The organism is Pseudomonas sp. MWU12-2020, assembly GCF_023100605.1.
GTDB classification, from domain to species: Bacteria; Pseudomonadota; Gammaproteobacteria; order Pseudomonadales; family Pseudomonadaceae; genus Aquipseudomonas; species Aquipseudomonas fluorescens_H.
The window spans coordinates 177,395-201,535 of record NZ_JALMEX010000009.1 but is presented as its reverse complement, the minus strand read 5'-3'; the positions used below and the strand labels follow the sequence as shown (position 1 = coordinate 201,535).

Annotated in this window: 28 protein-coding genes; 20 read left to right on the top strand and 8 right to left on the bottom strand. The window is 60.9% G+C overall.

Features of this window, described 5'->3' with window-relative positions:
- Positions 1-119: 119 nt before the first annotated feature.
- The 4 genes from M0814_RS20755 to M0814_RS20740 all read left to right on the top strand — a co-directional run bounded on the left by M0814_RS20755 (position 120) and on the right by M0814_RS20740 (position 3,469).
- Complete coding sequence (locus M0814_RS20755; RefSeq protein WP_103485667.1) at positions 120-1,199, top strand: serine hydrolase; 1,080 nt, start codon at positions 120-122, stop codon at positions 1,197-1,199.
- On the top strand, positions 1,196-1,501 hold the full coding sequence (locus M0814_RS20750; protein WP_103485668.1) for an amidase: 306 nt from the start codon (positions 1,196-1,198) through the stop codon (positions 1,499-1,501). The genes M0814_RS20755 and M0814_RS20750 overlap by 4 nt, the downstream gene beginning before the upstream one ends.
- A 218-nt stretch (positions 1,502-1,719) precedes the next feature.
- Complete coding sequence (locus M0814_RS20745) at positions 1,720-2,310, top strand: YceI family protein (protein ID WP_103485669.1); 591 nt, start codon at positions 1,720-1,722, stop codon at positions 2,308-2,310.
- Position 2,311: 1 nt separating this feature from the next.
- Positions 2,312-3,469 (top strand): phosphatidylserine/phosphatidylglycerophosphate/cardiolipin synthase family protein, encoded by a 1,158-nt coding sequence (locus tag M0814_RS20740; protein ID WP_103485670.1) that lies wholly within the window; start codon positions 2,312-2,314, stop codon positions 3,467-3,469.
- A 141-nt stretch (positions 3,470-3,610) separates the two neighbouring features.
- On the opposite strand, the gene bglX is transcribed toward M0814_RS20740, so the two are convergent.
- Complete coding sequence (bglX, locus tag M0814_RS20735; RefSeq protein WP_103485671.1) at positions 3,611-5,902, bottom strand: beta-glucosidase BglX; 2,292 nt, start codon at positions 5,900-5,902, stop codon at positions 3,611-3,613.
- A 258-nt stretch (positions 5,903-6,160) separates the two neighbouring features.
- Between bglX and M0814_RS20730 the strand changes: the two genes are divergently transcribed.
- The 4 genes from M0814_RS20730 to M0814_RS20715 all read left to right on the top strand — a co-directional run bounded on the left by M0814_RS20730 (position 6,161) and on the right by M0814_RS20715 (position 9,681).
- The gene (locus M0814_RS20730; protein WP_003222455.1) at positions 6,161-6,769 is read left to right on the top strand and encodes a LemA family protein; all 609 of its coding nucleotides are present in this window, start codon (positions 6,161-6,163) and stop codon (positions 6,767-6,769) included.
- 13 nt (positions 6,770-6,782) lie between these two features.
- Entirely contained in the window at positions 6,783-7,535 is a 753-nt protein-coding gene (locus M0814_RS20725; RefSeq protein ID WP_103485672.1) for a TPM domain-containing protein, read from the top strand.
- Between the two features lie 33 nt (positions 7,536-7,568).
- The gene (locus tag M0814_RS20720) at positions 7,569-8,186 is read left to right on the top strand and encodes a hypothetical protein (protein WP_103485673.1); all 618 of its coding nucleotides are present in this window, start codon (positions 7,569-7,571) and stop codon (positions 8,184-8,186) included.
- A gap of 268 nt (positions 8,187-8,454) precedes the next feature.
- Complete coding sequence (locus M0814_RS20715; protein ID WP_103485674.1) at positions 8,455-9,681, top strand: SAM-dependent methyltransferase; 1,227 nt, start codon at positions 8,455-8,457, stop codon at positions 9,679-9,681.
- A 65-nt stretch (positions 9,682-9,746) separates the two neighbouring features.
- Here the strand turns inward: M0814_RS20715 and M0814_RS20710 are convergent, their stop codons facing one another.
- Positions 9,747-10,652: a DMT family transporter gene (locus M0814_RS20710; RefSeq protein WP_086792057.1), complete on the bottom strand. Its 906-nt coding sequence runs from the start codon at positions 10,650-10,652 to the stop codon at positions 9,747-9,749.
- Between the two features lie 329 nt (positions 10,653-10,981).
- Here M0814_RS20710 and M0814_RS20705 point away from each other — a divergent pair, with 329 nt between their 5' ends.
- The 5 genes from M0814_RS20705 to M0814_RS20685 all read left to right on the top strand — a co-directional run bounded on the left by M0814_RS20705 (position 10,982) and on the right by M0814_RS20685 (position 13,741).
- On the top strand, positions 10,982-11,563 hold the full coding sequence (locus tag M0814_RS20705; RefSeq protein WP_103485675.1) for a DJ-1/PfpI family protein: 582 nt from the start codon (positions 10,982-10,984) through the stop codon (positions 11,561-11,563).
- Between the two features lie 13 nt (positions 11,564-11,576).
- The gene (locus M0814_RS20700; RefSeq protein ID WP_003222468.1) at positions 11,577-11,882 is read left to right on the top strand and encodes a ribbon-helix-helix domain-containing protein; all 306 of its coding nucleotides are present in this window, start codon (positions 11,577-11,579) and stop codon (positions 11,880-11,882) included.
- A 195-nt stretch (positions 11,883-12,077) separates the two neighbouring features.
- Positions 12,078-12,422, top strand: coding sequence for a YegP family protein (locus M0814_RS20695; RefSeq protein WP_003222469.1), 345 nt, complete (start codon positions 12,078-12,080; stop codon positions 12,420-12,422).
- Positions 12,423-12,575: 153 nt separating this feature from the next.
- Positions 12,576-13,220, top strand: coding sequence for a hypothetical protein (locus tag M0814_RS20690; protein WP_045122715.1), 645 nt, complete (start codon positions 12,576-12,578; stop codon positions 13,218-13,220).
- Entirely contained in the window at positions 13,220-13,741 is a 522-nt protein-coding gene (locus M0814_RS20685; protein ID WP_103485676.1) for a hypothetical protein, read from the top strand. Before M0814_RS20690 ends, M0814_RS20685 begins: the two co-directional genes overlap by 1 nt.
- A gap of 52 nt (positions 13,742-13,793) precedes the next feature.
- Here the strand turns inward: M0814_RS20685 and M0814_RS20680 are convergent, their stop codons facing one another.
- Both M0814_RS20680 and M0814_RS20675 read right to left on the bottom strand, forming a co-directional pair.
- The gene (locus tag M0814_RS20680; protein WP_103485677.1) at positions 13,794-14,675 is read right to left on the bottom strand and encodes a dihydrodipicolinate synthase family protein; all 882 of its coding nucleotides are present in this window, start codon (positions 14,673-14,675) and stop codon (positions 13,794-13,796) included.
- A gap of 25 nt (positions 14,676-14,700) precedes the next feature.
- Positions 14,701-15,483: an aldolase gene (locus tag M0814_RS20675; RefSeq protein ID WP_103485678.1), complete on the bottom strand. Its 783-nt coding sequence runs from the start codon at positions 15,481-15,483 to the stop codon at positions 14,701-14,703.
- Positions 15,484-15,589: 106 nt separating this feature from the next.
- Between M0814_RS20675 and M0814_RS20670 the strand changes: the two genes are divergently transcribed.
- On the top strand, positions 15,590-16,132 hold the full coding sequence (locus M0814_RS20670) for an XRE family transcriptional regulator (protein WP_103485679.1): 543 nt from the start codon (positions 15,590-15,592) through the stop codon (positions 16,130-16,132).
- A 136-nt stretch (positions 16,133-16,268) separates the two neighbouring features.
- Here the strand turns inward: M0814_RS20670 and M0814_RS20665 are convergent, their stop codons facing one another.
- Positions 16,269-17,288: a DUF4917 family protein gene (locus M0814_RS20665; RefSeq protein ID WP_103485680.1), complete on the bottom strand. Its 1,020-nt coding sequence runs from the start codon at positions 17,286-17,288 to the stop codon at positions 16,269-16,271.
- A gap of 153 nt (positions 17,289-17,441) precedes the next feature.
- On the opposite strand from M0814_RS20665, the gene yiaY reads away from it, so the two are divergent.
- Entirely contained in the window at positions 17,442-18,590 is a 1,149-nt protein-coding gene (yiaY, locus tag M0814_RS20660; RefSeq protein WP_003222483.1) for an L-threonine dehydrogenase, read from the top strand.
- A gap of 146 nt (positions 18,591-18,736) precedes the next feature.
- Here yiaY and M0814_RS20655 read toward each other — a convergent pair whose 3' ends face one another.
- Positions 18,737-19,225, bottom strand: coding sequence for a DMT family transporter (locus tag M0814_RS20655; RefSeq protein ID WP_103485681.1), 489 nt, complete (start codon positions 19,223-19,225; stop codon positions 18,737-18,739).
- Between the two features lie 77 nt (positions 19,226-19,302).
- On the opposite strand from M0814_RS20655, the gene M0814_RS20650 reads away from it, so the two are divergent.
- Positions 19,303-20,226 (top strand): LysR family transcriptional regulator, encoded by a 924-nt coding sequence (locus M0814_RS20650; RefSeq protein WP_177434759.1) that lies wholly within the window; start codon positions 19,303-19,305, stop codon positions 20,224-20,226.
- Between the two features lie 7 nt (positions 20,227-20,233).
- On the opposite strand, the gene M0814_RS20645 is transcribed toward M0814_RS20650, so the two are convergent.
- Entirely contained in the window at positions 20,234-20,518 is a 285-nt protein-coding gene (locus M0814_RS20645; RefSeq protein ID WP_103485683.1) for a type II toxin-antitoxin system RelE/ParE family toxin, read from the bottom strand.
- The gene (locus tag M0814_RS20640) at positions 20,508-20,747 is read right to left on the bottom strand and encodes a ribbon-helix-helix protein, CopG family (protein WP_103485684.1); all 240 of its coding nucleotides are present in this window, start codon (positions 20,745-20,747) and stop codon (positions 20,508-20,510) included. Before M0814_RS20640 ends, M0814_RS20645 begins: the two co-directional genes overlap by 11 nt.
- 109 nt (positions 20,748-20,856) lie before the next feature.
- Here M0814_RS20640 and M0814_RS20635 point away from each other — a divergent pair, with 109 nt between their 5' ends.
- The 4 genes from M0814_RS20635 (at position 20,857) to M0814_RS20620 (ending at position 24,122) form a co-directional block, all read left to right on the top strand.
- Complete coding sequence (locus M0814_RS20635) at positions 20,857-21,573, top strand: hypothetical protein (RefSeq protein ID WP_103485685.1); 717 nt, start codon at positions 20,857-20,859, stop codon at positions 21,571-21,573.
- A gap of 4 nt (positions 21,574-21,577) precedes the next feature.
- Positions 21,578-21,994 (top strand): fosfomycin resistance glutathione transferase, encoded by a 417-nt coding sequence (fos, locus tag M0814_RS20630; RefSeq protein WP_103485686.1) that lies wholly within the window; start codon positions 21,578-21,580, stop codon positions 21,992-21,994.
- Between the two features lie 60 nt (positions 21,995-22,054).
- Positions 22,055-22,693 (top strand): LysE family translocator, encoded by a 639-nt coding sequence (locus M0814_RS20625; protein WP_103485687.1) that lies wholly within the window; start codon positions 22,055-22,057, stop codon positions 22,691-22,693.
- Positions 22,694-22,772: 79 nt separating this feature from the next.
- Positions 22,773-24,122, top strand: coding sequence for a sensor domain-containing diguanylate cyclase (locus tag M0814_RS20620; RefSeq protein WP_103485688.1), 1,350 nt, complete (start codon positions 22,773-22,775; stop codon positions 24,120-24,122).
- Positions 24,123-24,141 lie beyond the last annotated feature (19 nt).

Here is a 24,141-nt window from a genome sequence, read left to right as displayed (position 1 = left end):
CAGCAGGAATGCGATCAAACTGTGGGAGCGGGCTTGCTCGCGAAGGCGGCCGCAAAATCACCACACCCCTGTCATAAACCCCGACTACCCTCAGCAAAGTCATTCCCAGAGCCCTCAACATGTACAAAGGCCTGTCCCTGTTTCTGCTGCTGATCAGCTTCACGGTTCAGGCCGGGCAATGGCCCGATGAACAATGGCCGACTGGCGCAAAAATCAGCGGCGCCGCGGTCGAGGCATTGGAAACTTACGCCTTCCCGCCTCGCGACGACACCACCCGCCAAGGCATCCGCACCGACGCCTTGCTGATCATCCGCGACGGTCAGTTGATCTACGAACGCTACGCCGGCCCGACCCGTGTCGAGACCCCGCACCTGACCTGGTCGATCAGCAAAAGCCTGATGGCCACGGTGCTTGGCGTGGCGTATGGCGAAGGGCTGTTCAAACTGGATGATCCGGTCTCGAGGTTTTATCCGGCGCTGGAAAAACACCCGGCGATCACCGTGGCGGATCTGCTGCACTGGGCTTCCGGGCTGGACTGGCAGGAAGACTACGAGTACGCGCCGCTGAAATCCTCGGTGGTAGCGATGCTCTACACCCGTGGGCACCGCGACATGCCAGGGTTCACCGCCGATCACGACGCCTACGCGCCGCCGGGGCAGGCGTTCCGTTACTCCAGTGGCGACAGCAATCTGTTGGCTGCTGCGTTGAAAGCCATGGTTGGCCCCCAGCGTTATCCCGACTATCCGTGGACGGCGCTGTTCGAGCCGCTGGGCATCCGCCATGCCGTGTGGGAAACCGATGCCGGCGGCACGTTTGTCGCCTCTTCTTACGCGTATCTCACGGCGCGGGATCTGGCGCGGGTTGGCCTGTTGATGCAGCGCGATGGACGTTGGGGTGACCGGCAATTGCTGCCCAAGGATTGGGTCGCCTTCAACCGCACTCCCTTCGCCGGCTACAAGGCGCATCAGGACGAAGCGGTGCCCGGCGGCCAATGGTGGCTCAATCGCCCGGTGGATGCTGCCGCCGCGCCGTGGCCCGACGCGCCGCCCGACACCTTCGCCGCCCTTGGGCATTGGGGGCAGGCACTGTATGTGATCCCCAGCGAGAAACTGGTGATCGTGCGTTACGCCGATGATCGCGACGGCAGCTATCGCCATAACGAACTGCTCAAGCGCGTGCTCAAGGCGGTGCAGCCATGAAGCTGTTGAAACGGGCGCTGCTGCTGGTGCTGATCGTGCTCCTCTGCTGGATCTGGCTCGAGCGGGACAACCTGTGGGCCTTCCCCGATATCATCAGCGCGTACACCGCCAAGGAATATTGTTCGTGTCGTTATGTGATGAACAACGACGCCGAATATTGCCGCGGCTATGTGAAACAGTGGCTGCCAACCAGCCGCTTTACCGATGACAGCGCGAGCAAAACCATCACCGTCAGCGGCATTGGCCGCAGCAATAGTGCGCAGTGGTTGAGTGAACGGCAGGGCTGCCGCCTCAATCCCTGAAATCCTCGATCCTTCAGTCAATGAACAACCCTGTGGGAGCGGGCTTGCTCGCGAATACGGTGTGCCATTCAGCATTTGTGTTGACTGATTCACCGCCTTCGCGAGCAAGCCAGCTTCCACAGGAGGTTTCACCAATCGATGGATTTGCGGCGATCAGTTTGCAATAACGGCGTGGGCGGTTAAGGTTCGTGCAGGTTTATCGCCCCCACGAGTATTCAATGTTCAACCGCTCCCTCTATAAAGCCTTCGCCAGTCTGCTGCTGGCCGCCGCCGCGCTGCCGGCGCAGGCCAATTGGTATCTGGATGGCGAGTCGTCGCGGCTGTCGTTTGTCAGCACGAAAAACGCTCACATTTCCGAAGTGCAGCGCTTTCTGGTGTTGCACGGCAAGGTCGATCCCAGCGGTCGGGCCGAGGTTGAAGTCGAACTGGAGTCGATCAACAGCGGCATCCCGCTGCGCGACGAGCGCATGCGCAAGGAGCTGTTCCAGATCGAGCAATTCCCCGAAGCGACCATCAGCACCCGGATCGACCTGCGCCCGATCAACGATCTGGCCCCCGGCGCGCAACTGGAATTACGCTTGCCGCTGACCGTCAACCTGCACGGCAAGCAACATGAATACCCGGCGGAGTTGCTGGCCACCCGTCTCGATGACCGACGTTTTCAAGTGGTGACGCTGGAGCCGCTGGTGATCAACGCCGAGGATTTCGACCTGGTGCCGGGTTTGGAAACTCTGCGCAACCTGGCCGGTCTTTCGGCCATCAGTCTGTCGGTGCCGGTGGGTGCGGTGCTGATTTTCACGGCGCGCTGACATGCGCGGCGCGGTGTTCCCGTGGCGTGACGGCAACCGCTTCGAGCTGTTGATCGACGGCCCGCAATTCTTCCCGCGCATGCTGGTGGAGATTGCCCGCGCCGAGGAACAGGTCGAGCTGGAGTTGTATCTGGTCGAGGCGGGCGCCTGTGCCGAAGCCGTGGTGCAGGCGCTGGTGCAGGCCGCCGAGCGCGGTGTGCGGGTGCGCTGCCTGTTCGATGACTACGGCAGCCTCGCGTTTACCCTGCACCTGCGTCAGCGCCTGATTCAGGCCGGGGTCGAGTTGCGGTTCTACAATCGCCTGAGCTGGCGGCGCTGGGTCGGCAACTTCTATCGCGATCACCGCAAACTGCTGCTGGTCGACCAGCGTCTGGCGTTCGTCGGCGGCACCGGTGCGACCGATGAATTCTGGACGCCGGAGCAGGACAGCAGCGAATGGCATGAAGTGATGGTGGAAATCAGCGGCCCGCTGGTGCTCGACTGGCAGATATTGTTCGACCGCCAATGGATCGCCAACCGCCATCGCCGGGCCTGGAAACCGTCGGCGCATGTCGGCCTGCCACGCCTGCCCAAGATGCCGGACATGGGCGAGGGCATGGGCCGTGTGGCCTACGCCGATGCGCGCCAGCATCGTGACATTCTGCAATCACTGTTCCGCGCCTTGAACAGCGGGCAGAAACGCATCTGGATGGCCACCCCGTATTTCCTGCCGACCTGGAACATCCGCCGCTCGCTGCGCAAGGCTGCTGCTCGCGGGGTTGACGTGCGGCTGCTGCTGACCGGGCCGCGCACCGATCACCCGTCGGTGCGTTACGCCGGCCATCGCTACTACCCGCGCCTGCTCAAGGCCGGGGTGCAGATCTTCGAATACCAGCCGTGCTTCCTGCATCTGAAAATGGTGTTGGTGGACGAGTGGGTGAGTATCGGATCGTGCAACTTCGATCACTGGAACCTGCGCTTCAATCTGGAGGCGAATCTGGAGGCGCTGGACCCGTCGTTGACGGCAGCGGTGGTGCAGAGTTTCGAGAAGGATTTCGGTCTGAGCCAGCAGGTCAGTCTGGAGGAGTGGCAGCGCCGGCCGTTGTGGCGGCGGGTGAAGCAGAGGATCTGGGGCTGGGTGGATCGGGTGGTGGTGAATATTCTCGATCGGCGTGGATAACGTCAATTTCGAAAATTACAGAAATCTAATGTGGGAGGGGGCTTGCTCCCGAAGGCGGAGCGTCATTCAGCATATAGGTAGCTGATACACCGCCTTCGGGAGCAAGCCCCCTCCCACAGGGTTTATGTGTTGCCTGAAAAATTACAGCAACTCAAAGCTCTGCTGCGTCACATCCTGCGAATCCAGGCCGATCTGCACGTTGAACTTGCCAGGCTCGGCCGCGTACTTGAGCTGGGCGTTGTAGAACTTCAGGTCATCCTCGGTGATGGTGAAGTGCACGACTTTCTGTTCGCCGGCCTTGAGCATGATTTTCTGGAAGTTCTTCAGTTCTTTCACCGGGCGGATGATCGAGCCGGTGACGTCCTGAATGTACAGCTGCACCACGGTTTCGCCGTCGCGCTGACCGGTGTTTTTCAAGGTGACACTGGCGTCGAGCTTGCCGGTCTTGTTCAGCGTGGTCGAGGACAGCGCCATGTCGCTCAGGGCGAATTGGGTGTAGCTCAAGCCATAACCGAACGGGAACAGCGGCCCGGTGGTGTCATCGAAATACTGCGAGGTGTAGTTGCCCGGTTTGCCCGGTGTGAACGGCCGGCCAATGCTCAGGTGGTTGTAGTAGGTCGGGATCTGGCCCACGGAGCGCGGGAAGGTCACCGGCAGTTTGCCCGACGGGTTGTAGTCGCCGAACAGCACATCAGCGATGGCGTTGCCGCCCTCGGTGCCGCTGAACCAGGTTTCCAGAATCGCACCAGCCGACTGGTTCTCTTCGAGAATGGTCAGCGGACGGCCGTTCATCAGCACCAGTACCAACGGTTTGCCGGTAGCTTTCAATGCGCGGATCAGCTCGCGCTGATTTTCCGGGATGTTCAGGTCGGTGCGGCTCGAGGATTCGTGGGACATGCCACGGGACTCGCCAACGGCGGCGACGATCACGTCAGCGTCCTTGGCTGCCTTCACCGCTTCGTCGATCAACACGTTGGCCGGGCGTGGGTCATCGACCACTTCCGGGGCGTCGAAGTTGAGGAAGTTCAGGTAATCCAGCACTTTCTTGTCGCTGGTGATGTTCGCGCCACGGGCGTAGATCAGGTTGGCCTTGTCGCCAATCACCGAGCTCATGCCGTCGAACAGCGTGACCGATTGCGCCGGCTTACCGGCGGCGGCCCAACTGCCCATCATGTCGATCGGAGCCTTGGCCAATGGGCCGACCAGCGCGACTTTCGCGGTTTTCTTCAGCGGCAGCGTGTCGTTCTGGTTCTTCAGCAGCACCAGGCTGCGACGCGCGACGTCACGCGCGTCGGCGCGGTGCAGACGACTGTCGGCGTAGGTGTCCGCCGGATCATCCTCGGCCTTGCCGATACGCAGGTACGGGTCCTTGAACAGGCCCATGTCGTACTTGGCGGCGAGCACTTCGCGCACCGCGTTATCGATGTCTTTCTGTTCGATCTCGCCGGATTTGAGCAGCCCCGGCAGCTCTTTGCCGTACAGGGTGTCGTTCATGCTCATGTCGATGCCGGCCTTGATCGCCAGCTTCGCCGCTTCGCGACCATCGGCGGCCACGCCGTGCTTGATCAGCTCGAAGATCGCCCCGTGGTCGCTGACGGCCAGGCCCTTGAAGCCCCAGTCCTTGCGCAGCAGATCGTTCATCAGCCAGGTATTGGCGGTGGCCGGGATGCCGTTGATCGAGTTCAACGCCACCATCACCCCGCCGGCACCGGCGTCGATCGCCGCGCGGTACGGTGGCAGATAGTCCTGGTACATCTTCACCGGGCTCATGTCGACGACGTTGTAGTCGCGACCGCCCTCGACCGCGCCATACAGGGCGAAGTGCTTGACGCTGGCCATGATGCTGTCGGCCGCGCTCGGCGTGTCGCCCTGGTAGGCCTTGACCATCACTTTGGCGATGCGCGAGGTCAGGTAGGTGTCTTCACCGAAGCCTTCGGAGCTGCGGCCCCAGCGCGGATCGCGGGAGATGTCGACCATCGGCGCGAAGGTGATGTCGAGGCTGTCAGATGCAGCCTCTTTGGCGGCAACGCGCCCGGACCGACCGATGGCGTCCATGTCCCAGCTCGATGCCAGGGCCAGCGGAATCGGGAAAATCGTACGGTGACCGTGGATCACGTCGTACGCAAAAAACATCGGAATCTTCAGGCGACTGCGCATCGCCGCGTCCTGCATCGGACGGTTTTCCGGGCGGGTGATCGAGTTGAACGTTCCGCCGATATTGCCGGCGGCGATCTCTTTGCGGATCAGTTCGCGGGGCATTTCCGGGCCGATGCTGATCAGGCGCAACTGGCCGATCTTTTCATCGAGGGTCATTTGTTTCATCAGATTGCTGATGAACGCGTCCTTGTTTTCCAGGGGTACCGGGGTCGTGGCGGCCAATACTTGATGACTGGCCAGGCTGACGAACAGGCCCAGCAAACACAGCTTCTTCATGAATATTTTTCTCAAGGGCCAAAGCGGCAATGCAATGCCGGCCAGCCAAAAGTTAGGGAGCGACTATTGTTGTTCGGGTGCAGGCTCAAAATGACCGAGCCAAAAACGCCCACCGACCTTCGGCAGCGTTTGCGCAGGGCCTCTTTTTAGCCCATCGGCCCGTTGCAATCCAGTGGCGCCGCCGATTATGCCCCAACCGCCGATGCAGAAGGTTTCACGGTCGGTTTTTTATGAAATACGCCAGGGAGCATCACTTTGATGAATGTCAGTCCAACCTACCGCTCGCGTTTGCAGGTCGCCACGCTGCTGCTGATGGCTACGTTGTTGACCGCGTGCGGCATCAACAACATTCCGACCCTCGACGAACAGGCGAAAGCGGCCTGGGGCCAGGTACAGAACCAGTACCAGCGTCGTGCCGACCTGATTCCCAATCTGGTGGAAACCGTCAGAGGCTATGCCAAGCATGAAGAGGCAACCCTGACTGCAGTGGTCGAGGCGCGGGCCAAGGCAACTTCGATCCAGGTCGATGCCAGCACCCTCGACAACCCGGAAAAGCTCAAGCAGTTCCAGCAGGCCCAGGATCAGTTGAGTGGTGCGCTCAGCCGGTTGATGGTGGTCTCCGAGCGCTACCCGGACCTCAAGGCCAACCAGAACTTCCTTGCCCTGCAATCGCAGCTCGAAGGCACGGAAAACCGGATTGCCGTGGCGCGGCGCGATTTCATTCTGGCGGTGCAGAAGTACAACACCGAGATCCGCACATTTCCCGGTCGCCTCTGGCACAGCGTGATGTACAGCGATCTGCCGATTCGCGAAACCTTCGAAGCCACCACCCCCGGTGCGGAAAAGGCCCCGGAAGTGAAGTTCTGATTCGAGGTTGCCCATGCGTGTGTTGAAGATTGGCCTGGTGCTGATGCTCTGGCTGTTCGCCGTCAGCGCCCGGGCCGAGTTGACGTTCCCGGCGCTGAGCGGGCGGGTGGTGGACGAAGCGCAGATGATCGAGCCCTCGGTTCGCGCCCAGTTGAGCCAGCAATTGCAGGCTCACGAGCAAGCGACCGGCGAGCAACTGGTGGTGGTCACGGTGCCTGATCTGCAGGGCACCACCATCGAGGATTACGGCGTGCAACTGGGCCGGCACTGGGGCATCGGCCAGAAAGACAAGAACAACGGCGCGCTGCTGATCGTCGCCCGTGATGAGCGCAAGCTGCGCATCGAAGTCGGTTACGGGCTGGAAGATCGGCTGACCGATGCGCAGACCTCGGTGATCATCCATCAAGTGATCACCCCGGCATTCAAGACCGGCAATTTCAGCAAGGGCATCAGTGACGGCGTGGCGGCGATGCTGGTGGTGCTCGGCGGCAACCCGCTGGACGAGCCCTCGACGGTGTATGAGTCGAGCGGCGATCCGCAAAGCGATTTTGTCTCGCGCCATCCGCTGTTGTTTGTTTTTCTGGTGGTGTTGTTCATCCTGACCGTGTTTGTCTGCCAGATGCTCGGTATCCTTCCCGCCGGCCGTGGCGGCTCCGGCGGTGGGGGCGGTTTCGGCGGTGGTGGATTTGGCGGCGGCGGTGGAGGCGGGGGCTTCAGCGGCGGCGGGGGCAGTTTCGGCGGCGGTGGTTCGTCCGGCGGCTGGTGAACACACAACAATAATGATCAGGCATTTTTCGACATGGCATTACTGAGCGAACACGAACAACGCAAAGTCGCCGAGGCGATCGCCCGGGTCGAGCGCGACACCGACGCCGAACTGGTGACCGTGCTGGCGGCCCGCGCCGATGACTACGCGTACATCCCGTTGCTGTGGGCCAGCCTGTTGGCGCTGCTGGTGCCGGGCATCGTCCATTACCTGACCGGCTGGCTGACCATGCACAGCCTGTTGCTGGTGCAGTGGGGGCTGTTCATTGTCCTGTGCCTGCTGTTTCGTCTGCCGCAAGTCACCACCCATCTGATCCCGCGCCGTGTGCGCCACTGGCGTGCGTCGAACCTGGCGCGGCGCCAGTTCCTCGAACAGAATCTGCACCACACCGTGGGTAGCACCGGCATGCTGATCTTTGTCTGCGAGGCCGAACGCTACGTGGAGATTCTGGTGGACGAGGGAATTTCCCGGCGGCTGGACAACAAGAGCTGGGACGCGATTGTCGCCGCGTTCACCGAGCAAGTGCGGCAGGGGCGCACGCTTGAGGGGTTCGTGACCTGCATCGAGGCCTGCGGTGAACTGCTCAAGGTGCATGTGCCAGTGACGCAGGTACGCAATGAATTGCCCAATCGGTTGATTGTGTTGGGTTGATTCTCTGGCCGCAGTCATTCCCTGTGGCGAGGGAGCTTGCTCCCGCTGGGGCGCGAAGCGGCCCTGAACCCGGTAAACGCGGTTTGTCTGGTTAGTGATCGCCTGTTTTAACGACTGCTGCGCAGCCGAGCGGGAGCAAGCTCCCTCGCCACAGAAGCCCGGTGTACTGGGTTCTTGTGCCGTTGGGTAAATAAGAACGTGTCCCCAACCCCCATCCCCCCTAAAATACCCGCCATTCCCGTTTCGCCCCGCCCGAGGCCGCTTGTTCATGTCCGTTACCGCCCCATCCGCGCCGTCTGCCAAACCCGCGCCCGATCATCACGCCCAGTTCATCGAGCTGCTGCAAACCAGCCTCGAACACAACGGCTTCATCAAACTGGTGCTGGCCAAGTACGTGGGTGAAGAGGCGGATCTGCAGCGGATCATCATCAAAGCGGTGACGGTCAAGGCGCAGCCAAACCTGTCGTTTGTCTATCGCTACAAGACCCGCGACATCACCAAGAATCTGCCGCTGAGCGAAGGCGTGGCGGTGATTGCCGAGCTGTTGCCGGCGGCGTTCAAGAATGCGCATTTGCTGACCGTGACCGACGAGGCCCAGCTCGAATACAGCAAAAAGGGCAAGCCTTCGCTGTTCAAGAGCAAACCTCAGCAATTGCGCGAGGCGCCGTCCGCCGAGCACAACCGCGAGAAAAACCGCTTTCTGGACCTGAGCCGGCCGTTCCTCAAGGACCTGGGCGTGACCAACGCGCAACACGAGCTGATCCCGGCGATGTCGCGCAAGTGGAAGCAGATCAACAAGTTCATCGAAGTCTTCAGCCACGCCCTGACCTCGTCACCGCTGGCGCTGGACAAACCGGTGCGGGTCGCGGACTTCGGTTCGGGCAAGGGCTACCTGACGTTCGCGATTCACGATTATCTGCGCAATACGCTCAAGGCCGAAGGCGAAGTCACTGGCGTCGAGTTGCGTGACGAGATGGTCAACCTGTGCAACGCCGCCGCGGCGAAACTGCAGCACCCGGGGCTGGTGTTCAAGTGCGGTGACGTGCGCAGCGTGGCGCCGAGCGAACTGGACGTGATGATCGCCCTGCATGCCTGCGACATCGCCACCGACTACGCAATCCACACCGGCATCCGTTCCGGCGCGTCGATCATCATGTGCTCGCCGTGCTGCCACAAACAGATTCGCCTGCAGATCCAGAGCCCGGCGTTGCTTAAACCGATGCTGCAATACGGTCTGCACCTGGGGCAACAGGCGGAAATGGTCACCGACAGCCTGCGTGCGCTGTTCCTCGAAGCCTGCGGTTACGAAACCAAAGTGTTCGAGTTCATCTCGCTGGAACACACCAACAAGAACAAGATGATTCTCGCGGTGAAACGCGCCGAGCCGGTGGACCCGGCTCAATTGCTGGTGAAGATTGCTGAGTTGAAGGCGTTCTACAACATCAGCGAGCACTGTCTGGAAGCCCTGCTGCGCGCGGACGGCTACCTGGCCTGACCTTGACCTTGTGGGAGCGAGCCTGCTCGCGAAGGCGGACTGCCAGCCAAGGATGCTGCTGGCTGTTATGGCCCCTTCGCGAGCAGGCTCGCTCCCACATGGGGTTTGATGGCGGTCTTGCGCCCGAGCATCACCGTTGCGATCACCCCGCAGGCAAACACCCAGGTGATCGGCTCGACATGTTCACCAAAGAACAGCGCCGAAAACGCGATGGTGAAGAAGATCTGCAGCAACTGGATCTGACTGACCCGCGCGATCCCGCCCATCGCCAACCCGGCGTACCAGGCGAAGAAGCCGAGAAACTGCGAAAACAACGCCACGTAGCCAAACGCCCACCAGGTCTTGGCCGACACCGCGCCCTGATGTTGCAGCGCCAGATACAACACTGGCCCGATCAGCAGCGGCGTCGACAGCACCAGCGCCCAGCAGATCACCTGCCAGCCGCCCATCTCCTTGGCCAGCCGACCACCCTCGGCATACCCCAGACCGCCCACGGCAATCGCGCCGAGCATCAGCAAGTCACCGGCCTGAATGCTCCCGGCTCCGGTGTACAACGCGTAGCCGAGCACCAGCGCACTGCCCAGTGCGGCGCAGGCCCAGAAGGCTTTCGACGGCCGCTCGTGGGACAGCCAGGCGGCATACAGCGCCACGCACAGCGGCTGCAAACCGTTGACCAGTGCGCCATGGGACGCCGGCAAGGTCTGCATGGCCCACGCCGACAGCACCGGAAAGCCCAGAATCACCCCGGCGATCACCAGGCTCAGGCCTTTGATCTGCTGCCAGCTCGGCCACTTCTCGCGCCGCCATAACAAAAGCGCCGCCGCCGGAATCGCCGCGAACAGCGCGCGGCCGAGGCCGTTGAGCAGCGGATGCAGTTCCTGCACCACGATCCGCGTGAAGGGCAGGGTCAGGCTGAAAATCACAACCCCGAGCAGGCCGAGGGCCATGCCGGTGTTTTCGCGCGAGGACATGTGAGTGACCAGAATTGAAGGTGACAGGGAGGTGGCTTCATCTAGCCATAAACCGGGCGGGTCGGGCTGTTACAGCTAGGCACAGAGTTATCCATACAGTTGGAACAAGTCCTGTGGCGAGGGAGCTTGCTCCCGCTCGCCTGCGCAGCAGGCGCCAAACCTGAATGCATTCTTTACTCACGGAAAGCGAGGGGACGCTTCGCGCCCCAGCGGGAGCAAGCTCCCTCGCCACAAAGGCGGGGAGGCGTAGTAGCCGGTTGTTACCCGCCCGAACGGATAAGGTCTACCTTGAATACTCCTGCAAGCCCTTTCTCAGAGGAGTCCTCCCCATGGCCGCGAAAAAAATCCTGATGCTGGTCGGCGATTACGTCGAAGACTACGAAGTGATGGTGCCGTTCCAGGCCCTGCAAATGGTCGGTCACACCGTGCACGCCGTGTGCCCGGACAAGCCATCCGGTAGCACCGTGCGCACCGCGATCCATGACTTCGAAGGCGACCAGACCTACAGCGAAAAACCGGGTCACCTGTTCGCCCTCAACTTCGACTTTGCCAAGGTCGCCGAGGCCGATTACGACGCGCTGCTGATTCCCGGCGGTCGTGCGCCGGAATACCTGCGCCTGAATGAAAAGGTGCTGGCGCTGGTAAGAGCATTCGACAAGGCTGGCAAGCCGATTGCCGCTGTGTGCCACGGCGCGCAGTTGCTCGCGGCGGCGGGTGTTCTGGAAGGTCGCGAATGCAGCGCCTATCCGGCCTGTGCGCCGGAAGTACGCCTGGCCGGTGGCACGTTCATCGATATCCCGGTGACCGACGGCCACGTTCAGGGCAATCTGGCGACTGCTCCGGCGTGGCCGGCGCACCCGAACTGGCTGTCCGGATTCCTCGGCCTGCTTGGCACCCAAATCACCCTGTAACGAGGATGCGCCGATGTGCGAGCTCTACGTCAAGGCCGACCCGATTCTCTACGAATCCCGCTCGCGCTCGCTGCGCATCTGCGGCGTGGTGACGACATTGCGTCTGGAAAACCAGTTCTGGGACATCCTCAGCGAAATCGCCGAAGTCGATGGCATGACCACTAACCAGTTGATCGCCAAGCTGTATGAAGAGGTGATGGACTATCGCGGGGAGGTGGTGAATTTTGCCTCTTTCCTGCGGGTGAGCTGCACGCGGTATCTGAGTCAGCGGCGGGTGACGGAGCCGCAGTTGTCGGTGGTGCGAGCAGTTGTGAAATAGCCCACTGCGGGTCGACCCCTTCGCGAGCAAGCCCGCTCCCACAGTGGATCTCCAGTGATCACAAAAACAGGTGAGCACTCGGTAACCAATGTGGGAGCGGGCTTGCTCGCGAAGAGGCCGTCACAGGCGACAGAAATCCTGGGCTGGTCTTTACTCACTGGCGCGAAACCTCTCAACCGCCAAGGAGAATCGAGCATGTCCGGATGGTACGAAGTGAGCAAAAGCAGCAACGGCCAGTTCAGGTTTGTGCTGAAGGCCGCCAACGCTGAAACCATTCTCACCAGCGAGCTCTACACCACTCGCGCGGCAGTCGACAACGGCATTGCTTCGGTGCAGACCAACAGCCCGCTGGATGAACGCTACGAGAAGAAATCGACGAAGGATGGCCACCCATACTTCAACCTCAAGGCCGCCAACCATCAGATCATCGGCAGCAGCGAGTCTTACTCCACGGACGCCGCGTGCGCCAAAGGCATCGCCAGCGTCAAGGCCAACGGGCCGAGCAAAGTGATCAAGGACAAGACGTTGCCGGTGCTTTGAAATAACTCCACGACTCAGTCGCCAAAACAATGGCGACTGAATTCTGGCTATGTGCCACTACATCGCTTATCCTTCGCGACCAATCCATGGAAGGGGCGGCGTTCAATACTCTTTCGTGTGTTTTTCAATGTTTACGCGAGAGTTTTCCCTTTGATGATTCGCTTTTTCGCTGTTCTGACGGCGCTGCTCGGCCTGAGTGGTTGCTACAGCATGTCACCGACCCACATTGACGATGAACTCAAGCCAACCGCCGATTCCGGCGTGGCTTATGTGGTAGGTGTGGTCGGCATCTGGCCCAAGACGAGGTTTTCGGCGAAGGAACAAATGCTGATGATCCGTAAGCGTGGAAGCGATGATTTCGCCACTGCACGTCTGCACAACGAGTTTTACGCCCGAACCGAGCGAGATGTACGCGAGACCGATCACGGCATCGGCACGTTGTTTGTGATGCCGCTCAAACCCGGTCGTTACGAGATCTACAACGTGCGTTTCGATCATGGGCAGTCGGTGACGTGGAGCCGTGAAGACTTCACCATCGGTATGCAACTCGAGGCGGGCAAGGCTTATTACATCGGCGATTTTCGCGCCGGGTGCCTGATCGGTCTCCAGCTGTCATGCCTGTTCCTGCACAGCGATCATCTTGAACGTGATGCGGCGCTGGTTCGTGCCAAATACCCGCAAGTACCGGGGTTGCAGCGTCTGGACCTGCCGAATCTGGACACCGCCACGCCGTTCATTCGCGAAGAAAACGGCCCCAGCGCCTCTGTCTATAAAGCCATGCTGTCAGGAAAACTCTAATGCGCCTCAAGCTTCTGTTTCTGGGATTGCTCATGTTGCTGGGTGGTTGTCAGGCGACCCACAGCCTCAAGGCCCCCGACGTCGACTACGGCCAGCAACTGCCGGCGATCAACGTCAATGTGCTCGGTCTGCCGAGCTGGATGTTGCGAGACGAACTGCGTCGGCGCGGCACTTTCGACGAAGTTCGCGCCGGTCGAAGCGAGGATGGCTACAACGTTCTGGTCGTCGCCAACAGCGATGTCGGCGCGCTTCAGCCTCAGTTGTTCCTGAGTGCCTTCACGCTGTTCCTGGTGCCGGTACCGGTGAGCTTCGACAGCACAGTGGTGTTCAGTCTCAGCCATGGCAAGGAGATACTGGGTGTCTATGCCGTGCACAATCACACTGAATCCTGGCGGGGCGCCTTCAACGCCTCGGGCGGGCAGTTCGAGCATGTGCGCTTGATCACTGACACGTTCATTGCGCAGGTCCTGAAGGATCAGCCCTTCCACCGCGAAGCGATGAAGCACGCCGCCAGTCTTTGACCGACAGGCAGGAAAAATCCCGCCCGGAGTGTTCCGGGCGGGATTTTTTTCATCAGCGCGAAACGTCGAGCAGCGCTTTGAGGTGATGTCTGCCGGTGTCACTCAACGGGAACACTGGCAACCGGGGATCGCCGACCTCCAGCCCCGTCTCGCGCAATCCAGCCTTGATCGTCGCCGGCAAACCGCCCTTGAGGATGAAATCCAGCAGCGGCAACTGGCGGTAGAACACCTCACGTGCCCGCTCCAGATCGCCGGCCAGCGATGCCGCGTACAGATCCAGATTCAGTTGCGGGATCAGGTTCGGCGCGGCAGTGCACCAACCCTTGGCGCCGGCGGCAAACGCTTCCAGCGCCAGCGGATTGCAGCCGTTGTAGAACGGCACCTGGCCTTCACCGAGCAATTGCAGTTTGTGCATGCGCTGAATGTCGCCGGTGCTCTCCTTGACCATGGTCACGTTTTCCACGCCATTGACGATGCGCAGAATCAGCTCGACCGACATGTCGGTGCCGCTGGTGGCCGGGTTGTTGTAGAGCATGATGGGCACGCCGATGCTGTCGCCGATGGCGCGGTAATGGGCGAGGATTTCCGCTTCGCTGAGCTTCCAGTACGAGGCCGGCAGCACCATCACCACGTCGGCGCCATGCGCTTCGGCGAAGCGCGCGCGGCGCATGGCTTTGGCGGTGGTCAGGTCGGACACGCTGACGATGGTCGGCACCCGTTTGGCCACGTATTTGATGCTGAACTCGGCGACCTGATCCCACTCGGCGTCGCTCAGGTAGGCGCCTTCGCCGGTGCTGCCCAGCGGGGCGATGGCGTGGACGCCGCTGTCGATCAGACGATCGATCGATTGGCCGAGGGCGGGCAGATCCAGGCCTTCGCCCTTGGCGCCGAACGGGGTGATGGTGTAGCCGATGATGCCGTGAATGTTGGACATGCGGTGTCTCCTTGAAAAGCTGAAATCAGTTCAGGCAATCGGCGTGCTGGCGCAGGTTCTGCCGGGCGTAGTAGTTGAAAGCGGCGGCGTGGCGCTTGGGTTTCGACACCCAGTCATGGGCCTCGCGCCCCAGCGCCGGAATGATCGGTTTGATGGTGCCGGCGGCCATTGCCAGCAACTGAAGTCTGGCGGCGCGCTCGATCAGTTGGGCGATGACACACGCTTCTTCGATCGTATTGCCGGTCGACAGTTGGCCGTGGTGCGACAGCAGAATCGCACGCTTGTCGCCCAGTGCACCGGCAATCAGTTCGCCCTCTTCGTTACCCACCGGCACGCCCGGCCAGCCTTCGAGAAACGCACAGTCCTCGTATAACGGGCACAGGTCCATGTGGGAAATCTGCAGCGGCACTTCCAGCATCGACAGTGCGGCAATGTGCGTCGGATGGGTGTGGATGATGCAGTTCACGTCCGGCCGGGCGCGGTAGACCCAGCTGTGGAAACGGTTGGCCGGGTTGGCCATGCCGTGGCCTTCGAGCACTTCCAGGTCTTCGTTGACCAGCAGCAGATTGCTCGCGGTGATTTCATCGAAACCCAGGCCCAGTTGCTGAGTGTAATAGGTCCCCGGTTGCGGGCCACGGGCGGTGATCTGTCCGGCCAGACCGGAGTCGTGACCGCTCTCGAACAGGATCCGGCAGGTCAGCGCCAGCTTTTGCCGGTCAGTCCACGTATTATCCGCCAGGGTGTTTTGCATCTGGGTCAGCGCTTGCTTGACCAGTTGCTCTTTGGGTAGTGCTAATGTCTTGGCCATGTCTGTGTCCTTTGGGTGATTGTAAATGACACTAAAGAGCCTATATGACACAAAGTGTCATAAGCAAGCATCAATCGTCGTTTCCTTGATGGAATAACTGCTGCGCATGTCTATCCGTTTGAAATTATTGAGAAAAAAACTTGGGGTAACGCTTGAGGCGCTGGCCGAAAAATCCGGCATGACCAAGAGTTATCTGTCGAAAGTCGAGCGCGGGTTGAACAACCCGTCGATTGCGGCCGCGCTGAAACTGGCGAAGGCACTGAACGTGAAGGTCGAGGAATTGTTCTCCGAAGACAACGTCAGCCTCGACAGTTATAGCCTGGTACGCAGCCACGAACGCCAGTCACTGGCGGCCAACGATCAGAGCCCGGGGTATGCGGTGCTGGCGCATCAGGTCAGCGAACGCAACCTGCTGCCGTTCATCATCTACCCGCCGCGCGAATTCACCGATAAGACCTTCAAGGAGCACTTGGGCGAGGAGTTTCTGTTCGTCCACGAAGGGCAGGTGGAAGTGGATTTCATGAACGAGCGAGTGCTGCTGGAGCGCGGCGATGCGCTGCATTTCAATGCGCAGAAGCCGCATCGGATCAGATCGGTGGGCGAGGTGCAGGCGCAGTTGCTGGTGGTGGTGCACAGCTCGGAAGAATGAGCCGATTCTGCTGTTGTGGCGAGGGAGCTTGCTCCCGCTTGGCTGCGCAGCAGTCAGCGCTTTGCAGCTTGATATTTGGGGGCAGCTTCGCTGCCCAGCGGGAGCAAGCTCCCTCGCCACAGGTGATGTATTGGCTTCAGACTTCGACGGGCACCGAAAGCTTCGGACTCCCCAACGCATGCGTCTTCGCATCAAAAAACCGCAACTCAACCCCGGTCCCATCGAACACCTTCGCGTAATGCCGCTTCTGGTGCTGAATGAACGCCGCACTGCGCGGATAGATCGAGATGGCCACGCTCGCCGGTTTCGCCAGGCGCAGCGCCTTGACGATGTGAGCATCCTGCTCGCCCAGCGCATGCCCGAAGATGCACAGGTTCTGCGCGTGGCCCAATAACTGCTCATAGCAGAACGACAGATAATCCGAGCTGCGAATGGTCTTCAGCTTGTCCGCACTCGGCCCTTCGTTGACGAACAGCGGCACGTCGTCGAGGGTCTTGATCGTGTTGTTGATCGCGAAACTGCCGAGCAGGGTGCCTTCGGTCGAAGTCAGTTTGCGGGCGGTGCCGTCCTGATTGCGCACCAGGTGCAGACCACCGTGCAGATACAGCAGACGCGGTTTTACGCTGGCGCTTTCGCTCAGATCAAAACTGGCGTCGGGGCCGTTGAACAGGTCGTCGATCGCCTCGCTGCGGTGCTGGATCGCCCAGTAGCTGAGCAGGTCGTAATTGGTGGTGAACACCGTGCGATAACGTGCCAGTTCTTCGTTGAGCGTCGCCAGGGTCGAGGCTTGCACCAGTCGCCATGGAATGTGCACCGCATGCACGGTGTTGATCAGCGCTTCCTTGATCGCGTAGTAGCGATTGCGCGGTGCGGCCGAGCTGACCGCCAGCGCCTTGTTGACCCGGCTGGTGGTTTTCAGCGCACCGAGCACCTGCTCGAAGCTGCGCGTCTGCATCGCATCGAACACGCTCAGCTCCGACGGACTCAGTGGTTTCTCTTCCACGGTGCGCGCGTTTTCGAACAGCGAGTCGTAGCCGAAATCGTCCCACACCGCGCGGCTGGCGCCATTGCCCACCAGCAGACCGTTGAAGTCGGCGGTGGCGCGCAGGGCGCTCCAGTCTTCGAGGGTGGCATCGACTTGCAGAAAATCGGTCATTGCGTGGGCAGTCTCAAAACAAAGGGCAGATGGGCGGCGACTTTATCACGAGCGGGCATTGAGCCAGATCAACATCGGTGGTGACCGATCGGTCGATCCTGTGCACATCCGCCGTATCGGAGCAGTCGATTCGGCCCCAGTCAGGAGACGCGCATGAGCAGCACCTTTTTCATTCCAGCCGTAAACATCATGGGCAACGGATGCCTCGACGAGGCCATGCTTGCGATCCGCAACTACGGTTTTCGCAAGGCGCTGGTCGTCACCGACGCGGGGCTGGCCAAGGCCGGTGTGGCGGCCATGGTCGCCGAGAAACTGGCGATGCAGGACATCGACTCGGTGATCTTCGACGGTGCCAAACCGAACCCGAGCATCGCCAACGTCGAGGCCGGACTGGCGCTGCTCAAGGACAGTCGCTGCGATTTCGTGGTGTCGCTCGGCGGCGGTTCGCCCCATGACTGCGCCAAGGGTATCGCCCTGTGTGCGACCAACGGTGGGCAGATCCGCGACTACGAAGGTGTCGATCAATCGAGCAAACCGCAGTTGCCGCTGATCGCCATCAACACCACCGCCGGCACTGCCAGCGAGATGACCCGTTTCTGCATCATCACCGACGAATCGCGCCACGTGAAAATGGCCATCGTCGACCGCAACGTCACGCCGCTGCTGTCGGTCAACGACCCGGCGCTGATGGTCGCCATGCCGAAAAGCCTGACCGCCGCCACCGGCATGGACGCGCTGACCCACGCCATCGAGGCCTACGTTTCGACTGCCGCCAACCCGATCACCGACGCCTGTGCGCTGAAGGCCATGACCCTGATCAGCAACAATCTGCGCCTGGCCGTGCGCGACGGCAGCGATCTCGCGGCGCGGGAGAACATGGCCTACGCGCAGTTCCTCGCCGGCATGGCGTTCAACAACGCATCCCTAGGTTACGTGCACGCGATGGCCCACCAGTTGGGCGGTTTCTACGACTTGCCCCATGGCGTGTGCAACGCCGTGTTGCTGCCGCACGTGCAGACCTTCAATGCGTTGATCTGTGCCGAACGCCTGACTGACGTCGCCCACGCCATGGGCGCGGATATTCGTGGGTTCAGCCCGGAAGAGGGCGCCCAGGCGGCGATCAACTCGATCCGTTGTTTGGCCAGGGACGTCGAGATTCCGGGCGGCCTGCGTGAACTCGGCGCCAAGCTCAGCGACATCCCGGTACTCGCCAGCAACGCGCTGAAAGATGCATGCGGCCTGACCAATCCACGGGCGGCGGATCAGCGGCAGATCGAGGAGATTTTCCGTAACGCGTTTTGAGATGCGCCGTTCTGATATTTTTTAGCTGAGCTCAATGGCCCCTTCGCGAGCAAGCCCGCTCCCACAGTTGAAATGCGATCAACTGTGGGAGCGGGCTTGCTCGCGAAGACGTACTCGTCAACACCACAAAACCATGCGTTTTCACATCAGCCAACCGCCGCCACATTCCTCTCGAAAACCCCGCCAAACTGAATCAACACCACCCCGCCAATCAGCAGCAACGCGCCCAAAACCCGCGACATCGTCAGCTGTTTCTCCACCAATCCAAACAGCCCGAAGTGATCGAGCAGCATCGACGCGATCACCTGCCCGGCCAACGCCAGCGCAACAAACCCGGACGCGCCGAGTTTGGGCAGCAACATCACCGCCAGCGCCACAAAGCACACGCCGAACGCACCGCCAGCCCACATCCACAACGGCGCCTTGCTGATAAACCCCAGCGACGGCAGCGGCAAGCGCAACGCCAGAATCACCGGCAACAGCACCAGCACACTCACCAGCAACGAGGCCAAGGTCGCCCACAGCGGATGTCCCAGTCCTCGCGCCAGATTGCTGTTGATCGCACTTTGAAACGGCACCACCGCGCCGGCAAACGCGGCCAGCAGCAACAAACCGACCCACTGCAACGTACTCATGATCATTCTCCAACAGATTTTGCTGGACTCTAGAGTATTCGTCGCGCAGATTTAAATTCCGTTTTGTCATCCAGAACATGCACAAGATGAATGATCTGCGCCGTATCGATCTCAACCTGCTGGTGGTTCTCGACGCCTTGCTCAGCGAGCAACATGTCACCCGCGCCGCCGAGCGGCTGCACCTCAGCCAACCGGCAGTCAGCCATGCGCTGGCGCGTCTGCGCGACTTGCTTGGCGATCCGCTGCTGGTGCGCGCCGGTTCGACCCTGGTACCCACGGCGCGGGCGCTGGAACTGGTCGCACCGCTGGCCGAAGCACTGGCTCAGGTGCAGTCGCTGCTGGCGCCGAACACTTTCGATCCGGCCACTGCGCGGCGGACCTTTCGTGTGGCGATGTCCGACTACGGCGCGGCCATCATCCTGCCCGATCTGATCCGCACCTTGCGTCGCGAGGCACCGGGCATCGACCTGCAAATCAGCCACTCCAGTCGCGAAGGCATGCTCGAAGGTGTGCTCAACGGCGACATTGATCTGGCCGCCGGGGTGTTCCCGGAAATGCCCAACGAATTGCGCAGCACGCTGCTGTTCGAAGAGCGCTACGTCTGTTTGCTGGATCGCCGCAGCCTGCCGGCCGAGGGGCTTCTGGATTTGCCGACCTACCTGTCGCGCCCGCATGTGTTGCTGGAAATGCGCGGCAGCGGCACCCCGGAAATCGAACGGGCGCTGACCTCATTGCGCGAACGCCGCCGAGTCGCCATCAGCCTGCCGCACTGGAACGTCGCGCCGCAGTTGATCAGCGGTACGGATTTGATTCTCACGGTGTCGTCACGCAGCGTGCGCGAGATTGATCAACAGGAATTGATTGTGCTGCCGCCACCGTTCGAGATCGCGCCGTTCACGTTTGTGCTGGCGTGGCATAAGCGCCGGGGTGGGGATCAGGCGTTGAACTGGTTGAATCGCAGGATTGAGGAGGGGTTAGATCGATCCGGGATCTGCGATTGAGAATGTGCTACCAAGTGCGGGGAGGAAGCCTGCGAGTATGAAAAACGCGCAGAACCTGAAGCCTGCCCTGACGAACGCGGTAAGGAATCAGATAGGGGCGATCAGGGAGTGCCCATTCTCTGGTTCCGGGCAAACGTCCCTCGCGCCCGGAGGCGGGAAAGCGGGCAAGCTGATCGACGCAGTCGAGAATGGCTTGAACAAACTCGGAGGCCGCCTGCGGATTTTCAATCGCGATGTAGGCGGCTTCGTCATCGAGATTCTTTAGTGCAGTACGCAGCCACTCAACGCGCATTGGCATTCCATTTGTTAGCGATCGCCCTGACATCATCGGCAGAAGCAAAATCACCGGCATCGGCTTCGTTCAGCGCTTTTTGGATTTCTTCAATTTGCCAGGCTTCACGGGCCAGGTACTCGCGCAATGCATCGACTGCCAGATAGGACTTGCTGCGCCCGGTCGCTTTGGCGAGGTTGGCCAGAGTATCTGCAATTTCGTCGGGAAGCCGCAAAGACATGACGGACATGGTGGTCTCGGTGTAGTGGTTTGTAGTGCAACATACTACAGCGTCATACTTGGCCCCAGCCTGCCATTCGTCTAACGGTTGCGCAGATGACTTTTATCAAGGAAGAAAAATGACCTGCAGAAACACCTTCATCCTGGCTTTTGCATTCCTGGCCATCACCCCCCACGCCCACGCCGCCTGCACCACCAAGAGTTTCGACGGCAAATCCATGTCGCGCTGCAACGTCTGGCCGGCGTTTCCGAGTCAGGCGATTTCGGTCAAGTCCACCTATCTGGCCGATTCTGGCGGCGACGATGCCGGGGCGTTCGATCTGGATCTGGCGCTGCTCAATGCGAGCAACGCCAAACCCATCGCCACCTACCGTAAACCGGGCGCCTACAACTCTGATGCCGTGCGCCTGGATGATGTGCGCATCGACACTGCGCGCTACCGACTGACGCCGGATATCCGCGCTTTTGGGCTGCGAGCCAAGTTCGTCCACAGTTCCCATGCCATTCCCTACGAGAAAACCGATCTGGCGCTGTATGTGCGCGAGGGGGACGAGTTACGTCCGGTGCTTGAAGGCCTGGTGGTCTTCAAGGACAACGGTGAGTTCGTGAATGACTGCGAGGGCTACAGCAAAAAAATCCGCCGAACCCTCGAGATCGCTCCAACGAGCCACAATGGTTTCGCCGATCTGATCGTCACCACCAGCGGCAGCAAAATGAAAAACACCAAGTCCGGCAATCAGTGCGTATCGAACACCACCGAGCTGAAGAAAAAACAGATCACCCTGACGTACGATGGTCAGCAGTACAACGTTCCTGAAGACCTCAGAGGTTACTGACCCCATGCTCACTGGCCTTAACCACCTGACCCTCGCCGTCAGTGATTTGCCCCGCAGCCTGGCGTTCTACCGCGATGTGCTGAGTCTGCGCGTCGAAGCCACATGGGACGCCGGTGCCTACCTGTCGCTGCCGGGGCTGTGGTTGTGTCTGTCGCTGGATGCGCAGCGCGCCACCGAGGCGTCCGTCGACTACACCCATTACGCGTTCAGCCTCGCCGAGGCGGATTTTCCGTTGTTTGTGCAGACGCTAAAAGCGGCGAATGTGAGGGAATGGCGCGACAACCGCAGTGAAGGCGCATCGTTCTACTTTCTCGACCCTGATGGCCACAAGCTCGAGGCTCACGTCGGCGATCTCGCGTCGCGACTGGCAGCCTGTCGGCACAAACCGTACGCGGGCATGCGTTTTTACGACGCGTCGTGATCTGGCGTTGCGGGCTGATATAGACTGGCCATCATTTGTACTGGCGCCAGCAGGTTTTTCATGACTCCATCGCTGCTAATGGCCGTTCTGGCCTCGGGTTTCATTTACGGCATCACGCCTGGGCCGGGCGTGCTGGCGGTGTTCGGCATTGGCGCGGCGCATGGGCGGCGGGCCGGGGCGGGGTTTCTCTGCGGGCACCTGCTCGGTGATGTGGTCTGGTGCAGCACCGCGCTGATCGCTATCGTCGGCGCCCGCGAAATCGGCAGCACCGCGTTCGATGTGCTGGGTGTGCTCAGCGGTTTGTACCTGTTCTGGCTCGGCTGGCGCGCAGTGCGGGCCAAACGGCGCAGCGATGATCAGCCCCAGGGCGCAGCGCGTCAGCCGTTCTGGCACGGCATCCTGTTTGGCCTGACCAATCCCAAGGCGTATCCGGTGGCTGTGGCGACGTTTACCGCGCTGCTGTCGAGCCGTGCCGAACTGCTCAACTGGTCGATGCTGCCGGCGCTGATCGCCCTGAGTTTCCTCGGCGGTTTGCTGGCCTACGCTATTCTGATCGGCGTGGTCGGCGCCCGACGGGTGCGCACGCTGTATCAGCGCCACGAGCTGATGATCACGCGTTTGTGTGGCGTGATGTTCATCGGTTTTGCCATAAACGCACTGGTGCACGCACTACCGGGATTGCTGCCGAACAAGGCTTGAAGTTGTGTGCAGGGATGCGTGAACAAAGGGTCAGGGATGGTTGAACAGTGCTGCATTGTCCGGACACCCACGCTGAACCATGGAAAGCCGAAATTCCGCGCCGTTGGCGAGTTATATGGACCTGTTGCTCGATGCCGTCTGTGCGGTGGACACGCAGGGCCGTTTCGTTTTTGTCAGTGCCGCCTGCGAGCGCATTTTCGGCTATACGCCTGACGAGTTGATCGGTCGGCCGATGATCGAGCTGGTGCATCCTGCAGACCGCCAGCGCACCCTCGCCGCCGCCCGCGACATCATGGGCGGCGAACCCAAACACAATTTTGAAAACCGTTACGTGCGCAAGGATGGCCGCATCGTCAACATCCTCTGGTCGGCGCGCTGGTCGCAGGTCGATCAACTGCGCATCGCCGTGGCCCGCGACATCACTGAACGCAAGCAGGCCGAGTCACGTCAGGCGGCGTTGTATGCGATTTCCGAAGCGGCGCATGTCGCCGAAGACTTGCTGGCGCTGTTCAAGCGCATTCACCTGATCATCGGCGAATGGTTGCCGGCGCTGAATTTCTCCGTGGCGCTGTACGACGAGCACTGTGCGCAGCTGAATTTTCCCTATCACGTCGACGATCACGAATTGCAGCCCGAGCAACCGGGCACCGTCACCGGGCGCCTGTGTGCGGAGGTTATCCGCAGCGGTCAGCCGATTCTGCTGACGCCGGACAGCCCCGACGCCCCACCCGACTTCGCGGCGCTGGTGGCGGGGCAGGATTCACCGTGCTGGCTCGGTGTGCCGCTGAATTCGAAGAACGGCACCATCGGTGCGCTGATCGTCAAAAGCCTGCCGGGTGGCGAGCGTTACACCGAACAGGACAAGGAACTGCTGCAATACGTCTGCGCCCAGGTCGCGACCGCCATCGAGCGCCAGCAACTGCACGCGCGGCTCAAGCGCATGGCGCAGTACGATCAATTGACTCAGCTGCCCAATCGAGGATTGCTCAAAGACCGCCTCAAAGCTGCGCTGGCCGGTGCCCGCGAAGCGTCGGGAAACATGGCGCTGCTGTACGTTGATCTGGATCGCTTCAAGCAGGTCAACGACACCTTTGGCCATGCGGTCGGTGACATGCTGCTGCAAACGGTGGCGAGTCGGCTCAAGGGCTGCATACGCGATACCGATACCGTGGCGCGCATTGGTGGCGACGAATTCGTGGTGCTGTTGCACAGTGTTCATGCCGCTGAAGACGCCGACAGCGTGGCCGGAAAAATCCGACAGGTGCTGATGCAGCCCATGCGCCTGGACGGTCACAACCTGTGCATCGAGCCGAGCATCGGTGTGGCCCGTTATCCCGAACATGGCCGCGAAGAGCAACAACTGTTCCGGCACGCCGACCAGGCGATGTACGCCGCCAAACGCCTCAATCACCGGGTAGTGGATAGCTGAAACAGTGCACGCCGTTCGT

Coding starts and splice junctions, on each gene's coding strand:
- M0814_RS20755 (WP_103485667.1), top strand. CDS start 120: ATGTACAAAGGCCTGTCCCTGTTTCTGCTGCTGATCAGCTTCACGGTT.
- M0814_RS20750 (WP_103485668.1), top strand. CDS start 1,196: ATGAAGCTGTTGAAACGGGCGCTGCTGCTGGTGCTGATCGTGCTCCTC.
- M0814_RS20745 (WP_103485669.1), top strand. CDS start 1,720: ATGTTCAACCGCTCCCTCTATAAAGCCTTCGCCAGTCTGCTGCTGGCC.
- M0814_RS20740 (WP_103485670.1), top strand. CDS start 2,312: ATGCGCGGCGCGGTGTTCCCGTGGCGTGACGGCAACCGCTTCGAGCTG.
- bglX (WP_103485671.1), bottom strand. CDS start 5,902: ATGAAGAAGCTGTGTTTGCTGGGCCTGTTCGTCAGCCTGGCCAGTCAT.
- M0814_RS20730 (WP_003222455.1), top strand. CDS start 6,161: ATGAATGTCAGTCCAACCTACCGCTCGCGTTTGCAGGTCGCCACGCTG.
- M0814_RS20725 (WP_103485672.1), top strand. CDS start 6,783: ATGCGTGTGTTGAAGATTGGCCTGGTGCTGATGCTCTGGCTGTTCGCC.
- M0814_RS20720 (WP_103485673.1), top strand. CDS start 7,569: ATGGCATTACTGAGCGAACACGAACAACGCAAAGTCGCCGAGGCGATC.
- M0814_RS20715 (WP_103485674.1), top strand. CDS start 8,455: ATGTCCGTTACCGCCCCATCCGCGCCGTCTGCCAAACCCGCGCCCGAT.
- M0814_RS20710 (WP_086792057.1), bottom strand. CDS start 10,652: ATGTCCTCGCGCGAAAACACCGGCATGGCCCTCGGCCTGCTCGGGGTT.
- M0814_RS20705 (WP_103485675.1), top strand. CDS start 10,982: ATGGCCGCGAAAAAAATCCTGATGCTGGTCGGCGATTACGTCGAAGAC.
- M0814_RS20700 (WP_003222468.1), top strand. CDS start 11,577: ATGTGCGAGCTCTACGTCAAGGCCGACCCGATTCTCTACGAATCCCGC.
- M0814_RS20695 (WP_003222469.1), top strand. CDS start 12,078: ATGTCCGGATGGTACGAAGTGAGCAAAAGCAGCAACGGCCAGTTCAGG.
- M0814_RS20690 (WP_045122715.1), top strand. CDS start 12,576: ATGATTCGCTTTTTCGCTGTTCTGACGGCGCTGCTCGGCCTGAGTGGT.
- M0814_RS20685 (WP_103485676.1), top strand. CDS start 13,220: ATGCGCCTCAAGCTTCTGTTTCTGGGATTGCTCATGTTGCTGGGTGGT.
- M0814_RS20680 (WP_103485677.1), bottom strand. CDS start 14,675: ATGTCCAACATTCACGGCATCATCGGCTACACCATCACCCCGTTCGGC.
- M0814_RS20675 (WP_103485678.1), bottom strand. CDS start 15,483: ATGGCCAAGACATTAGCACTACCCAAAGAGCAACTGGTCAAGCAAGCG.
- M0814_RS20670 (WP_103485679.1), top strand. CDS start 15,590: ATGTCTATCCGTTTGAAATTATTGAGAAAAAAACTTGGGGTAACGCTT.
- M0814_RS20665 (WP_103485680.1), bottom strand. CDS start 17,288: ATGACCGATTTTCTGCAAGTCGATGCCACCCTCGAAGACTGGAGCGCC.
- yiaY (WP_003222483.1), top strand. CDS start 17,442: ATGAGCAGCACCTTTTTCATTCCAGCCGTAAACATCATGGGCAACGGA.
- M0814_RS20655 (WP_103485681.1), bottom strand. CDS start 19,225: ATGAGTACGTTGCAGTGGGTCGGTTTGTTGCTGCTGGCCGCGTTTGCC.
- M0814_RS20650 (WP_177434759.1), top strand. CDS start 19,303: ATGCACAAGATGAATGATCTGCGCCGTATCGATCTCAACCTGCTGGTG.
- M0814_RS20645 (WP_103485683.1), bottom strand. CDS start 20,518: ATGCGCGTTGAGTGGCTGCGTACTGCACTAAAGAATCTCGATGACGAA.
- M0814_RS20640 (WP_103485684.1), bottom strand. CDS start 20,747: ATGTCCGTCATGTCTTTGCGGCTTCCCGACGAAATTGCAGATACTCTG.
- M0814_RS20635 (WP_103485685.1), top strand. CDS start 20,857: ATGACCTGCAGAAACACCTTCATCCTGGCTTTTGCATTCCTGGCCATC.
- fos (WP_103485686.1), top strand. CDS start 21,578: ATGCTCACTGGCCTTAACCACCTGACCCTCGCCGTCAGTGATTTGCCC.
- M0814_RS20625 (WP_103485687.1), top strand. CDS start 22,055: ATGACTCCATCGCTGCTAATGGCCGTTCTGGCCTCGGGTTTCATTTAC.
- M0814_RS20620 (WP_103485688.1), top strand. CDS start 22,773: ATGGAAAGCCGAAATTCCGCGCCGTTGGCGAGTTATATGGACCTGTTG.